Genomic DNA, 12,765 nt, shown 5'->3' on the forward strand with positions numbered 1-12,765 from the left:
GAACCCGCCGAGCAAGGAGTCTCCATGAACGAGAGTACTGCCTCCAGCCACGGCCCCGCAGCCCCAAGCCCCATCCCACCGGCCGGCACCTGGCCACCCGTCGCACAGCCAGGCGGAGGCCACCGGCCACCCCACCCCAACGCCGTATCCCCACTCACCGCCCCCGCGCAGGAGTCCACCCCGGACCGCCCGGAAGAGCCGACCAGGCCGCCGGAGATACCCGACGCACCGCCGACCGAGGGCGACGAGCTGCTCAGGCGGCTGCAGGCGCTGATCGCCAGGTTCGTCGTCCTGCCCTCCGGCGAGGCCTTGGACGCGACTACGCTCTGGGTCGCCGCATCCCACCTGCAGCCCTCCTGGCAGCACGCCCCCCGCCTGGCGATCGTCGGCCCGGCCAAGCGGTGCGGCAAGTCCCGACTGCTCGACGTCCTTGCCGAGACCGTCCACAGCCCCGTGCTCACCGTCAACTCCACCCCGGCGGCCGTCTTCCGGTCCATCACCGAGGAGCCGCCCACCCTTCTGGTGGATGAGGCCGACACGATCTTCGGGAGCCCGAAGATGGCGGAGAAGAACGAGGAGATGCGTGGCCTGCTCAACGCCGGGCACCAGCGCGACCGCTACGTCCTGCGGGTGGTGGGCAGCGACCACACCCCGCACAGGTTTCACACCTTCGCGATGGCGGCCATCGCGGGAATCGGAGACCTGCCCGACACGATCATGGACCGGTCCATCGTGATTCGGATGCGCCGCCGTGCCGAAGGCGAGCGCGTCTCGCCGTACCGCACCAAGCGCGACAGCCCCGCCCTGCGCGCGATGCGCACCGACCTGGCCCGCTGGGCCAAACCGCTGGCCGACCAAGCCCTGCACCTGGAACCGCAGATGCCGGTCGAGGACCGCGCGGCCGACACATGGGAGCCGCTGGTCATCGTCGCCGACCTCGCGGGCGGCAGCTGGCCGCGGCGCGCACGGCAGGCGTGTACCCGGCTCGTCTCATCCGAGGCGGAGTCCGAGGACGAGCATCCCAGCGGCGCGCGCATCCTCGCCGACATCCGCCGGATCTTCCACGCGGGCAGTGATCCGGACAGCATCGCCACCGACCAGCTCCTGTTCGCCCTCAACGGCGACCCCGAGGCCCCCTGGGGCGAGTGGGGGCGAGGCGGCCTGACTCCGCGCGGCCTCGCGGGGATGCTGCGCGAGTTCGGCATCTCCTCCGGGAACGTTCGCATGGGCGATGGCACCCAGCGCAAGGGCTACATGCGCAACAAGTTCGCCGACGCCTGGCGACGCTACTGCCCCACCGTCCACCCCCTCGGCCCCGCCCCGAGACAGGGCAGCCCGCGCTGACCCCCCTCCCGCAGGACGCGTACCAGCCGTCCCCGCCGTAACACCACCGCCGACAGGGCACCGTTCAGCGGCTGAACACGAGGCCGTTCAGCCAGTGAACGCAGGCACTCGCCCGCCCAGCCGGCAGGCCGGGCCGGGACGCCACCCACGACCGTCTCGTGCCGTCCCAACCGTCCCTGCCACATAACCGCAGCTCAGGGCACCTTCCGCCAAGACGGATCGCCGTCCCAAGACGGAAAGCGGTCATGACACGGAGACGGCAGCGGCCCACCACCGCCACGGCACACCCCAGCCGGGCGTGCCCTGCCGTACCTGCCCTGACCTGCGGTTGCAACGGCCAAGACGCCAAGACGGATCTTCCAGCAAGCCCCTCGCCCGTAAGGATGTCCTCCCGCATGCCCACCACCCCGCCGGACACGCACCCGCCTGCAAGCGGTGCGTTCGCCCGGACGACGATCACGGTCGTGATGGCGGTCATCGCTGCGCTCGCGTTCGTGTTCTCCTTCGGCAACGTCTGGGCGCTGGCGCTTCGGCTCGGCGTGCCGCGTCCGATCGCCCCGCTGATCGCGCCTATGGTCGACCTGTCCGTGGTCGGCCTGCTCGTCGCCCTGCACCATCTGGCCGCCCACGGCACCGACCCCGCCGACCTGCGCTCAGCCACCCGCCTGATGCATCTGTGCGGCCTGCTGACCCTCGCCCTGAACACCGCCGAGCCCGTGCTGGCCCGGCACTACGGCCGCGCCGCCCTGGACACCGTCGCCCCGGCGCTGCTGCTTGGCTGGGGAGCCGTCGGCCCCACTCTGCTCCGCCACCTCCACACACCCGCCCACCCGACGCAGGAGCGCCCAGGCCCCACGCCACCGGCAGCGGCCACCGCTCATCCCGCCCAGCGGACAAGGCCCAGGGCAGCCGCTCCAGTCCGGACACCGCCATCTGGGCAGCCCCGTCGAGGGGACGCGCGCCCCGCTGCGCCGAGCAAGCGCACGGGACGACCGCCCGCGGCAACCATGGACCAGCTGATCGGCGTAGCCCGCCCGGCCGTCGCCGAGCACGGCGTCAGCGTCGCCGTGGTCAAGAAGGCCCTGAAGGATGCCCGGCACACCGGTCGGCAGCGCCCGCTTCACCGTGCTGATGCAGCACCTCAGGGACGAACACACCCCCGCCGCCGCAGACCCGCAGCCGGAGCCCGAGCCAGCGCGAGCCCACCCGGCGGACGCCTGACCCGCGGCTCCGTGCTGCCGGTCGCCTCTCTGTACCGGCTTCACCCAGGCGGGCGGGTGGCCGCGTCCAGCGCCACCCGATCCGGGTGTGCGGAAGTCCCGTAGCTCTGGACTTCCGCACATCCGGCCCCGTTCCTTACACCCCGAAGGCGGTTCGGCCAAACCGCCAACCCTCCGCACCATGACCACCGAGAGGGCCGCCCCGTCATCCGCCACACCCAGAACCCCCCGCTGGAGAGCACCGTGAAACTCAATCCCAACCCCGGCCAGGACACCGGGGAGAGCAGTAATCCCGCAGGCAAGGCCCGTAAACTCGCCGGCCGGTGGGGGCGCGCAGGCAACAAGACAGATCCGGGCGGAGCAAGCTGGAGCGAAGTCCACATCGCCGGGGGCGATGCGGACTTCGCGCTTGATCCCGCCCCGGCGGGGGCGGGCACCGACCGGCGCCAGGGGGCACCTGAGGGGGCGGGGGAGGCCGAGCGCGGCCTCTTCCCAGGGCAGGGCCAGTCGACCGAGCACCCTGCGCGCTTCGCGCCCACCGTGTCCCCCGACGTGTTCGTGCACCGACGTATCGCCGCGCTCGACGTCCCTGTACTGCCCGACGACGCCGACACGCTCGTCGCGAGCCGTCGGCCGCTGAGCGAGATCCTTTATCGCGCGCGCAGCGGCACCAAGCGCGAAATTCAGCTCACTGCCTCCGCCGAACCCGCCGAGCGGGACTTCATCGACCTTGCCGCGAAAGCGGCCAAGCGCTCTCGCTCGGCCTACCTGATGGACGCCGCCCTGACTTTCGCCCACGCCTACCTCGACGACCATCGCCCGGACGGCATCCCACCGCTGCCCTCGCCGCAAGCCATCCAGGACCTGAATCGCCTGTGCGGGCAACTGCTGCGGGAGATCCACCGCGTCGGAGTCAACCTCAACCAGATCGCCCGCGCGATCAACATGGGCACCCTGCCCGACCACACCGACGACGTACTCGCCGAAGTCCACGCCCTGGCCCGCGCCGCGCGCCTGGCCCTGGAGCACACCATCGCAGGGGCCCGCCATGGTGCCTGACATCTCCACCGGCTCCCGCACCCGCGGCCTGCTGTCCTACCTCTACGGCCCCGGCCGCCGCGACGAACATACCGACCCGCACATCGTGGCCGCGTTCGCCATGCCCGGCATCCCCGATCCCGGCCGTGCTCCCCTGGACCAGCACCACAACGTCCTGACGGAACTGGCCGACTACCTTGACCAGCCCGTCCGCGTCCGCGAACAGCGCACCGGCAAGAAGGTGCCTCAGCACGTGTGGCACTGCCCCGTGCGCACTGCTCCCGGCGACCGCTACCTCACCGACGAGGAGTGGGCCGAGGTCGCGCGCCGGGTCGTGCACGCCACCGGCATCGCCCCTGACGGCGACGATGCCGGCTGCCGGTGGATCGCGGTGCGACACGCCGAGGACCACATCCACATCATGGCCACCAGCGTCCGCGAGGACGGCCGCCGCCCACGCACCAACCGCGACGGCCAGCGCGCCCAGGCCGAATGCCGCACGATCGAAGCCGAACTCGGCCTGCGCCGCCTGAAGTCCGGCGACCTCACCGCAGCACCGATGCCCACAAGCGCCGAGCAGGCCAAAGCCCTACGCTCGGGCAACACCGTCACCGCCAAGGAATGGCTGCGCGATGAGGCGTATGCCGCAGCAGCGTCCGCTCGTGACGAGGCCGAGTACTTCTCCACCCTCAGCACCCTCGGCATCAAGATCAAATACCGGGTGGGTCCGGAGACCGGCGACGTGACCGGATACAGCCTGGCCGCCCCCGACGACACCAACAGCCAACGCGAGCCGGTCTACTTCAGCGGCTCCACCCTGGCCCCCGACCTGTCCATCAACCGCCTGCGCGAACGCCTCGCCGCCCACGACCTCACCGACCAGCCCGCCGCCCGCTCCACCGGACCAGGCCCCTGGCACCAGGCCGACACCGCCCTGCACAACCTGCACAGCGGCCTCCTCGGCCAGGAAGCCGAGGGCGGCCGGGCACGAGACAGCGTGGTTCAGGCGCAGGCAGCAGCATTCAGCGAGCTCCTCCACAACGCCGCCGCCACCGCACCCGCCCACGTGCGAGCTGAACTGCGAGCAGCCGCCACGGCATTCAACCGCGCCAACCGCTCCGCCATCCGCGCCGAACACCAGAGCGCCGCCGCCCTGCGCACCGTAGCCAAGGAACTGATCCACGCCCTGGGCTCGGACAAAGACGGCAGCGGAGCCGCCGCACTGCTGTCCACAGCCGTCTCGGTGGCCATTTTCCTGGCCCGCTGGAACGAGACCCGAGGCCACCAGCAACAAGCCGCCGCAGCCCACCAGACCCTCCTCCACCTGCAAACGGCCTACCGTCAAGCCGCCGAACCCGTAATGGCCGACCTCGCCTCACGCACCCCCAGCCCGCAGACTGCCCAGCGCTACGCCACCGACCTCCGCGCCGCCGTCCCCGACCACGCAGCCCGCATCCTCGCCGACCCCTCCTGGCCCGCCCTGGCCACCACCCTCGCCAAAGCCGAAAGCGCCGGCCAAACCCCCCGCCGCGTCCTCGCCGAGATCAGCCAGCAGCGGGAACTCGACACCGCCGACCACCCCGCCGAAGTCCTCAACTGGCGCCTCCAGCACCAGACCACCGAACATCACGCCGCGCGCGTCCGAGCCGCCACCGCCCGCTCCCACCACAACGTCAGTGCGGGTGCGGCGCCCTCGAACACGACAGGCAACACGTCGCCTCGTGCAGTGCAGGCAGACCGTGAGAGGCCTATGCAGCGACGCTGATGGAGCGCCTGCGAACGCGGCTGCGGCCACCTGGGGAAGTTGTCGGGTACCTGGCGTCACAGAACGCTCAGGGAGACGACTCATGCCTGCCATCGAGATCCCAGCCGGCTACACCCACGACGAGTGGACAGAGTTCCTCAAACGCGGGCGCCGCGTCATCCGCACCAAGAGCGCCAGCAACTTCGACCTCGGCGACCTCCTTGTCGAAATGCTCGCCAACAGGTCGCTCGCTACTGGCGAGGTGAGCCGCGTCATCGTGCTCTTCGCACAGCAGATCAGGAGCACCGAAAGTTCGCTCAGGACGTACCGCTACGTGGCAACCGCGTGGCCGGCCGACAAGCGCCGCGAAGACGTGCCTTGGACCGTGCACCAGCACCTCGCGGCACTCCCGAACAGGTTCGAGCTGATCCGGGAAGAGCCGTCGGACGAACTCGACCCCCGCGACCACGGCGTGTGGACCGTAGATGCCGCGCTGCGCGCACGACAGAGCCTGCCCGACCACCCCTCCACACCCCATGAACGTGTTGACCACGCAAAGCGCCTGCTCCGGGCCACAGACGAGGCCGCCCAGGTCGTGACGCAGCTCGCCGACCGGACAGAGGTCATCAAGAAGGCCGTCGAGGACCCGGCATTCCGCCGGGCGGTGCGGGACGCAAGCCGGGAACGCGGCCGGGAGCTGGAGGAGCGGGCGGAGTTCCGGCAACATCAGGCAGCTTCGCCTCCTGAACCGTCCCGCACCGAGAACACGTCGGACGTACCGCCGGCGAGCGTGTCGTACCGGGACACGCCCTCCTCGGTCTTGAAGATCCTCGGCCAGTGCACGTCGTTCTGCGTCTCCATGCAGAACGCGGTCGTTCTCGCCCAAGAGGAGATGCTGGACGCCGACGAAGAAGCAGCCGTCCTGGACAGCCTCAAGAAGGTCCGCGCCGTCTGCGATTGGTGCGAGCACGTGGTCACCACCGGCCAGGGCGACATGGACGAGGCCCTCGTGCGTCTCCTGGACAACGACGGAGGCCAGCTGTGAACAGCCGACGCCGCTCACCGTCCGACCTTGGACTGGAACTGTGGGACCTGGTCAAGGAGACCGGGGAGGAAGGCCTCCCCCGCGAGTCTGCCCTGGAACACATGACCGCAAGCCAGTTCGAGATCGCGAAGGTCTGGGACCGCGACCACATGTGCCCCAGCCAGAACGAGTGCTTCCTCTACGTCCTCGGCCAGTACGTCATCTCCCGCGACCCCCAACTCTCCGTACTCGCCCTGAACCGCGAGATCGAACTGCTCTACCGCCGAGCAGCCCGTCTCCACCGCAGCTCCATCGCACCACTGGTGGACACCGACATCCAGACCCCGCAGCTGCGCGTCGCCCACGCAGCACTGGCCGGCATGATCGAAGCCGCCGCACCGCTGCGTCGCGTGGGCTTCTCCGCCGAACTCGCCGTGCGAACCGAAACCTGAATTGCACCACTTCCGCACTTCCGCTGCAGCACTGGGAGAGCCGAACCTGCGGGTAACCGCAATCCTGCTGCACACGTTCCTGCGAACGCCGGCTCCCCAGGCGTCCCAGGAACTGGGTACAGGGAGCGCACTGGGTGGGGCCGGCAATTCACCGGCCGCTTCTGCTGCGACGGTGCCTTGCGCGCGTTCGTTTGGGCTCCGGCAGAGCAGGCCTGTGGGCTGTGGGAGGCGCCGGTGGTACTGGTTCGTCCCCCAGGAGAATTGCCTGCCAGATTCGATCCTGGAGTTCGCGGATGCAGGGACCACATGCGTACATCGGCGCCTGCGCTCCGGCGACGCTGGCCGGGCCGATCCACAGAACGCGGGTCCACTGCTGGCCGCAGAACAGCCAGCAGTATCCGTCGACCCATGCGTTGCCGTCATCCGTTACCGCCGGCTCGGGCAGACCTCCGCGGGCGAACGCGGCTATCCCGGGGATCACCTGGTGCTGCACGAAGACGTCGGTCAGCACTGCCCCACCTCGGGGATCACTGACCGCTGGGGGAGGGCGCGACGTCCTCGCTCTTCTTCTGGTCGGAGAACAGGAGTGTGGGTTCGGCAAGGATGTCGCGGCCCGCCTCGCTCTTGTAGATGGCATCGACGCTGCCGAAGCGGGCGTCGACGTAGTCGAGTCCCAGGCGGGCGGCGGCCTGACGGACCGATGCCTCGTCGGGGCCTTCGATCTCTAGGAAGGTGGGGAGGTCGGGCCAGGTGTCGAAGTCAAAGGCGACGTCCCCGAGCTGCCACTCCTCGCGGAAATTCTCCTGGTAGCGCACCTCGCGCAGTCCCAGGTTGCCGAGGATCTCGGCCATCGCCTGGAGGTCGCCGACCTCGGTCTCGATCTCGGTCGTTCCGTGGATGGAGTTGGCGTCGGTGACCTGCTTGAGGGTGAGGGTTGTGCGGGTGCCTTCGTTGCGGAGGCGGACCCACTGGGAGCCGTCGAGGACGTCGCTCTCGAAGATTTTGCGGGTGAGCAGGGTCCGGGGGAACGCCTGGACTGCTCCCAGACCTGCCAGTTTCGTCTGGAGGCCGGCCACGTCGACGGCGAGGAACTTCGCCTCGTATTCGTGCTTCATGATCGTTTCATGCCCTTTCGGTGGTTACAGAAGAGGTGCGGGTCGCCAGCAGCGCGCCCATACGGTGCACATGCGGATGAGGTTGGCCGATGTGCGGAAGCTCGGTGAACTGCCCGGTTCGCAAGGTCAGCTGGATGTTCCAGCCGTCGGAGAAGTAGGGACTGAGGCGCTCCGGGGACGTGTAGTGCTCGCTCAGGTGGTGCCGGGCCGTGACGGGCATCATGAACTCGGCTCCGAACAGGCCGTCGACGCGCACGAGGTCCTGCATGCGGGTGACGAAGTCGGCCAGGGGCCGGTGGTGGTTGGCACTGTAATGCCAGGAACAGCTTGTCCAGACTGCGTCGTATCGCGCTGCAAGGGGCAGGTCCCCGTCCAGGAAGTCTGCCTCCACGATGTCCACGCGGTCGTCCAATTGCTCTTGCTGAAGCCGTTCGACCAGCCCGGCTGCGTGGGCCTCTGTTCCGTCGGGGAGCTGGACGAGTCCACCCTGAAGGGCGACCGGGTCTCGTTCGATCGCGATGACGCGGTGGCCGGCCGCGGCGAGCGGCAGGACCAGCCTGCCGTCGCTTGCGCCGATGACCACCACGGTGGCGCTAGAGCCGACGTGCTCCGACAGTGCCGCGCGGAACTGGGGGAAGAAGGTGAGCGTGTTCTCCCACCGGCTGAGGGTCTGCACCGCTGCCTCCTTGGGCAGTGACGTCGAGGATGGCGTGGACGACCTGTTCCGGCGTACGGCCCGTGGTGTCCACGCGATGCATAGGGAAGGGGGCGTACGCGTGGGTGATCTGCTCGGCTACTTCTTCAGCGAGTCCGTCCCAGCGCGATGCGGGCTTGTGGCGGGCCAACAGCCTGCGTCGGCGTTCTTCTTCGTCGCACACGAGGCTGTACGTGATGGGTTCGGGCAGATCCGGCGGCAGGGTGATGCCGAGACGGGAGCCGTAGGCACGGTGGTTGGCCAGGCAGCGGGCGAAGTAGCTGTCCACGACGACCGGGATACCGGCTGACAGGTGCCGGTGGATGTCGTCGGTGGCGGTGAACAGGGCGGAGAGGTAGAAGGCCATGCGGGCTTCCACGTTGTCCCGGGCGTCGATCTCCCGCCGCAGAGACTGGTAGAGCGCGGGCACGGTGGGGACGAGTTCCGCGCCGCGGGCTGCCGCCAGCAGAGGCGCGACGGTGGACTTCCCTGTGCCGCGTAACCCTTCGAGGCTCTCGAAGAGCGGTCGGTCAGGCACGGGCGTAGACCACGCTCGGCACCGCGAGGGCGATCTCGTCGGTGGCGGAGGGCCGGTGGACGATGTGGCCGGCTGCCTTGTCGTACCAGAAGGCGTGGGCGTCCTTGCCGACTGCCTTGCAGGACATCGTCAGGGCGCCGCGCGGGTCGGCCTCGATCCGGGGAATTGCAAGGGCCTCCGTCACGGGGTCGCAGGTCTCGGGGGTGCCCTTCTCCGAGAGGTCCTCGTCCACGATGACCTCGATCGAAAGGTCGGCGGTCCGGAGCTGCTCGCGCAGGCGGCCGTACGCGGTGGTGTCGGTGATGAGCAGTTCGGGGTGGTGGGCGGCGTTGCCGACCGGGCGCAGGTGGTGGAGCTTGAGCTGCTGGGTGCCATGGTCCTGGAGGGTGCGGGCCAGTGGCAGGACCTCGTCGATGTTGCGGGCGTTGACCGTCATGGTCGCACCGGTGGGGATGCCCAGATCGCGAGCGTGGTCCAGGGCGCTGAGCGCGCCTTGGTAGCTGCCGAACTTGCGAATGGCGTCGTTGGTCGCGCCGTTGCCCTCCAGCGAGATCCGCAGCAGGTCCAGGTACGGGGCGATCTCGGTGAGGCGGCGCTCGATGCGGTAGCCGTTGGTGCAGATCTCCACCTGGAGGCCCAGCTCCTGCTTGGCGTACCGGACGACCTCGGGCAGGTCCTTGTAGACGAAGGGCTCGCCACCGAGGAGATTCACGGCCTCGGTGCCGTACTCCTTGTGCATCAGCCTCATCAGTGCGATGGCCTCTTCGAGGGTGAAGGCGTCCGCGTGCTGGAGGCGTTCACCGTGGAAGCAGTGCTGGCAGGCGAAATTGCAGCGGTAAAGCAGTTGCAGGTAGAGCATCCGGATCGTCCTGATGCCGGTGACTTCCGCGATCATGCAGACCTCCCTTGGCCTGTTGCCTGGTTGAGGCCCTGATGGTGGCCGGGCAGTGCGGGACCTCGTCACCGCGTAAAGGGACGGGCGCAGGACGTCCCGGGACGTTTTCAGCCCCGACCGATGTCCTCCAGCAGGCGGAGGACGCGGACGGTGTCCGCGAGGTCGGGCAGGACAGTGGGGGCGCCGGCGGCGGCGAGTGCGGACGGGCTGTCGACGCCGGTCGCTACGGCGATGATGTGCGCTCCGGATATCAGTGCGGCTTCGACATCCCGGGGGGTGTCGCCCACCAGCACGACAGGGGTGCCGAGGGGGAGGCCGCGGTCGCGGTGGATACGGCGGCGGGCGATGTCCACGAGATGTGGACGCTCGTCGGCGTCGGCGCCGTACGCACCGACTGGCAGGTCGAGCAGCGCGTCCAGGGCGAAGGCCGACAGCTTGACGTGCGCGTTGGCCGTGATATTTCCGGTCAGGACCGAGGACACCCAACCGGCCCGCATAGACGCTTCCTTGAGGACGCTTCGTACTCCTGGCAGCGCCGTGCCCCGCTCGCGCAGGACCTCAAGCCGTTCCTGGCCGGCCGTGGCGAGGGCAGCCTCGACCGCCGCCCACTCGGGCTCGTCCGCACCGTTCCGCCTGAACATGTCCCGCATGATCAAGCGGTCCGTGCGCCCCTCGGTGATCGCACCCTCAGTTGGGCGTCTTCCCGTTACGGTCTCGAACGCAGCGGCGTAAATCTCCTTGCTCACGCCGGCGTTGTCGATGAGCGTGTGATCGATGTCCCACAGGACGATGAGCGCCATACGGCCAGCGTAGGTCCGCCAGGGGAACGACCGGTTCCGTTGGCCGTGAACCAATCGGGCTTGCCCGTCAGGCGTGCCCTGCACTTGTATGGCTCTGTGAATGAGCGACTGCACTCCGTACTCGCCCAGCGCGGCGTCACGCCCGAGTCGCTCGCCGAAATATGCGAAGTAGACCCAAAGACCGTCGGCCGCTGGCTCGGCGGACGCATCCCCCACCCGCGGCACCGCTACCGCGTCGCCAAGCACCTCCGGGTAGAGGAGACCTTTCTCTGGCCCGCCCCGCAGGGCACGAGTAGGCCGACGGCCGGTGTCCCTGGCTCGGAGCTGCTCGGTACGTACCCGAATCGGGCCAGCGTCCCCCGAGAGACGTGGCTCTCCCTGCTCCATGAGGCCCAGGAGCAGATCGACGTGCTGGTCTTCTCCGGGACGTTCTTCGCCCAAAGTAATCCGCACGTCGCCAAGATGCTGGCCGCCCGCGCCGCCGAGGGCGTCCGCGTGCGACTGTGCTTCGGTGACCCAGGCGGCCAGGCCGTCTCCCTCAGGGGCCGCGAAGAAGGAATCGGCGACACGCTGGCCGCCAAGATCCGCGCCTCGCTCACCTACTACCGCTCGCTGCTAACGGTGAACGGCTGTGAGGTGCGGCTGCACGACACCACGCTCTACACCTCGCTCTTCCGCTACGACGACACCCTGCTGGCCAACCCGCACATCTACGGTCAGCCCGCCAGCGCCAACCCCGTCCTCCACCTCAAGTGGGCAGACGCCAACGGCTGGTTCGACACGTACGCTGACAGCTTCGACGCCGTCTGGGCCGGCGCACGCCCCTGGACGCCCGAACAGGAGGGGACCACCGCACATGGGCAGGACTGAGTACTACAACGACCCGCACGCCCCCAAGGCCAACACCCTCATCCCTGCCAGCAACCTGCTGGTCGTGGACGAGTCCGGGGCGATCCTCCTCCAGCGCCGCCGCGACACCGGCCAGTGGGCACTGCCCGGCGGCGCCCAGGACATCGGCGAGACCGCCGCCCAGTGCGCGGTCCGAGAGTGCGTGGAAGAGACCGGTATCGTCGCCGAGATCACCGGCTTCCTTGGCGTCTACACCAACCCCAAGCACATCGTCGCCTACACCGACGGCGAGATCCGTCAGCAGTACGAGAACACGTACATCGGTCGCCCTATCGGCGGCGAACCCACCATCAACGACGAAGCCGACGGCGTCCGCTTCGTCCAGCCCGCCGACCTCAACGACTACGACATCCACCCCAGCATGCGCCAGCAGATCGGCGACTACCTCGCTGGCACCTACCCCTACCTCGGCTGACCCTGGGCCAGCGCCACCTCCACCCGCTCCACGGCCGCGAAGATCTCCGGCGCAGCCCGCCTAATGAACCGTCCGACGACGCTGCTGTCCCCATACCGGCTCAGGATCTCCGCTACCCGAGCCTGCGCCGTCGTCGGCTCCCCGTCGGGCATCGTCGTCATGTCGCAGTACACGAGCGCGTCCACCAGAAGCCGGTCCTCCAGCAGCGGGAACTCCGCCTCTAGCGCCTCCTGCAGGCCGCGCTCCTCCGCCTCCAGCAACGCGAAGGAGTGGTTGGCCACCAGCCTGCACAGCCGCTCGTCGGCCCCATGCTCATCGCGGAGGAACCGAGCCCCGTCGAGCGGATGAAAACCGGTAATGGCCAGCCGAGGCGCGTAACCGATGTCGTGCAGAATGGCCGCCGTGTGAAGCAGGTCGGAAGCTAGGCCGGGCATCGGCGCAAGTGAGGAGGCGCGGGCCGCGACTCCTTGAGAGTGGAGCCATCGCTGAGGCAACGGATCAGCGAGCTCGTCGTGTGCCAGTTGCGACGCCCAGGTGACCATGATTTGGTGAAGCACGCAAGAGCCATTCCCGGGAC

Annotated in this window: 14 protein-coding genes; 8 read left to right on the forward strand and 6 right to left on the reverse strand. The window is 69.1% G+C overall.

The features are described from left to right. Positions 1-24: 24 nt before the first annotated feature. The 6 genes from VSR01_RS17915 to VSR01_RS17940 all read left to right on the forward strand — a co-directional run bounded on the left by VSR01_RS17915 (position 25) and on the right by VSR01_RS17940 (position 6,822). Positions 25-1,344, forward strand: a complete 1,320-nt coding sequence (locus VSR01_RS17915; protein WP_326450223.1) for a DUF3631 domain-containing protein — start codon at positions 25-27, stop codon at positions 1,342-1,344. A 395-nt stretch (positions 1,345-1,739) separates the two neighbouring features. Then, entirely contained in the window at positions 1,740-2,669 is a 930-nt protein-coding gene (locus VSR01_RS37810) for a DUF2637 domain-containing protein (RefSeq protein WP_442785481.1), read from the forward strand. 138 nt (positions 2,670-2,807) lie between these two features. Further along, positions 2,808-3,623, forward strand: coding sequence for a plasmid mobilization relaxosome protein MobC (gene mobC / locus VSR01_RS17925; protein ID WP_326450224.1), 816 nt, complete (start codon positions 2,808-2,810; stop codon positions 3,621-3,623). Next, a complete protein-coding gene (locus VSR01_RS17930; RefSeq protein WP_326450225.1) occupies positions 3,613-5,367 on the forward strand; it encodes a relaxase/mobilization nuclease domain-containing protein in 1,755 nt (584 codons plus the stop codon). The genes mobC and VSR01_RS17930 overlap by 11 nt, the downstream gene beginning before the upstream one ends. A gap of 82 nt (positions 5,368-5,449) precedes the next feature. Continuing rightward, the gene (locus VSR01_RS17935; protein WP_326450226.1) at positions 5,450-6,391 is read left to right on the forward strand and encodes a DUF6192 family protein; all 942 of its coding nucleotides are present in this window, start codon (positions 5,450-5,452) and stop codon (positions 6,389-6,391) included. 101 nt (positions 6,392-6,492) lie between these two features. Then, the gene (locus tag VSR01_RS17940) at positions 6,493-6,822 is read left to right on the forward strand and encodes a hypothetical protein (protein WP_326450227.1); all 330 of its coding nucleotides are present in this window, start codon (positions 6,493-6,495) and stop codon (positions 6,820-6,822) included. A gap of 527 nt (positions 6,823-7,349) precedes the next feature. Here VSR01_RS17940 and VSR01_RS17945 read toward each other — a convergent pair. The 5 genes from VSR01_RS17945 to VSR01_RS17965 form a co-directional block, all read right to left on the reverse strand. After that, a complete protein-coding gene (locus tag VSR01_RS17945; protein ID WP_326450228.1) occupies positions 7,350-7,937 on the reverse strand; it encodes a class IV adenylate cyclase in 588 nt (195 codons plus the stop codon). A 7-nt stretch (positions 7,938-7,944) separates the two neighbouring features. Then, positions 7,945-8,613, reverse strand: a complete 669-nt coding sequence (locus VSR01_RS17950) for a class I SAM-dependent methyltransferase (protein WP_326450229.1) — start codon at positions 8,611-8,613, stop codon at positions 7,945-7,947. Then, positions 8,531-9,169 (reverse strand): AAA family ATPase, encoded by a 639-nt coding sequence (locus VSR01_RS17955; RefSeq protein ID WP_326450230.1) that lies wholly within the window; start codon positions 9,167-9,169, stop codon positions 8,531-8,533. Before VSR01_RS17955 ends, VSR01_RS17950 begins: the two co-directional genes overlap by 83 nt. Next, entirely contained in the window at positions 9,162-10,064 is a 903-nt protein-coding gene (locus tag VSR01_RS17960) for a radical SAM protein (RefSeq protein WP_326450231.1), read from the reverse strand. The genes VSR01_RS17955 and VSR01_RS17960 overlap by 8 nt, the downstream gene beginning before the upstream one ends. 107 nt (positions 10,065-10,171) lie before the next feature. After that, positions 10,172-10,864 carry an HAD family hydrolase gene (locus tag VSR01_RS17965; RefSeq protein ID WP_326450232.1) on the reverse strand — a complete coding sequence of 231 codons (693 nt, stop codon included), beginning with the start codon at positions 10,862-10,864 and terminating at the stop codon, positions 10,172-10,174. A gap of 96 nt (positions 10,865-10,960) precedes the next feature. Here VSR01_RS17965 and VSR01_RS17970 point away from each other — a divergent pair, with 96 nt between their 5' ends. Both VSR01_RS17970 and VSR01_RS17975 read left to right on the forward strand, forming a co-directional pair. Continuing rightward, positions 10,961-11,734 carry an XRE family transcriptional regulator gene (locus VSR01_RS17970; RefSeq protein WP_326450233.1) on the forward strand — a complete coding sequence of 258 codons (774 nt, stop codon included), beginning with the start codon at positions 10,961-10,963 and terminating at the stop codon, positions 11,732-11,734. Beyond that, complete coding sequence (locus VSR01_RS17975) at positions 11,721-12,188, forward strand: NUDIX hydrolase (protein ID WP_326450234.1); 468 nt, start codon at positions 11,721-11,723, stop codon at positions 12,186-12,188. Before VSR01_RS17970 ends, VSR01_RS17975 begins: the two co-directional genes overlap by 14 nt. Here the strand turns inward: VSR01_RS17975 and VSR01_RS17980 are convergent. After that, positions 12,176-12,730, reverse strand: coding sequence for an HD domain-containing protein (locus tag VSR01_RS17980; protein ID WP_326450235.1), 555 nt, complete (start codon positions 12,728-12,730; stop codon positions 12,176-12,178). The genes VSR01_RS17975 and VSR01_RS17980 overlap by 13 nt on opposite strands. Positions 12,731-12,765 lie beyond the last annotated feature (35 nt).

Origin of the sequence: Actinacidiphila sp. DG2A-62 (assembly GCF_035825295.1) — a bacterium.
Taxonomy (GTDB): domain Bacteria; phylum Actinomycetota; class Actinomycetes; order Streptomycetales; family Streptomycetaceae; genus Actinacidiphila.

Coding starts and splice junctions, on each gene's coding strand:
- VSR01_RS17940 (WP_326450227.1), top strand. CDS start 6,493: ATGACCGCAAGCCAGTTCGAGATCGCGAAGGTCTGGGACCGCGACCAC.
- VSR01_RS17915 (WP_326450223.1), top strand. CDS start 25: ATGAACGAGAGTACTGCCTCCAGCCACGGCCCCGCAGCCCCAAGCCCC.
- VSR01_RS17980 (WP_326450235.1), bottom strand. CDS start 12,730: ATGGTCACCTGGGCGTCGCAACTGGCACACGACGAGCTCGCTGATCCG.
- VSR01_RS17930 (WP_326450225.1), top strand. CDS start 3,613: ATGGTGCCTGACATCTCCACCGGCTCCCGCACCCGCGGCCTGCTGTCC.
- VSR01_RS17965 (WP_326450232.1), bottom strand. CDS start 10,864: ATGGCGCTCATCGTCCTGTGGGACATCGATCACACGCTCATCGACAAC.
- VSR01_RS17975 (WP_326450234.1), top strand. CDS start 11,721: ATGGGCAGGACTGAGTACTACAACGACCCGCACGCCCCCAAGGCCAAC.
- VSR01_RS37810 (WP_442785481.1), top strand. CDS start 1,740: ATGCCCACCACCCCGCCGGACACGCACCCGCCTGCAAGCGGTGCGTTC.
- VSR01_RS17960 (WP_326450231.1), bottom strand. CDS start 10,064: ATGATCGCGGAAGTCACCGGCATCAGGACGATCCGGATGCTCTACCTG.
- VSR01_RS17945 (WP_326450228.1), bottom strand. CDS start 7,937: ATGAAGCACGAATACGAGGCGAAGTTCCTCGCCGTCGACGTGGCCGGC.
- VSR01_RS17935 (WP_326450226.1), top strand. CDS start 5,450: ATGCCTGCCATCGAGATCCCAGCCGGCTACACCCACGACGAGTGGACA.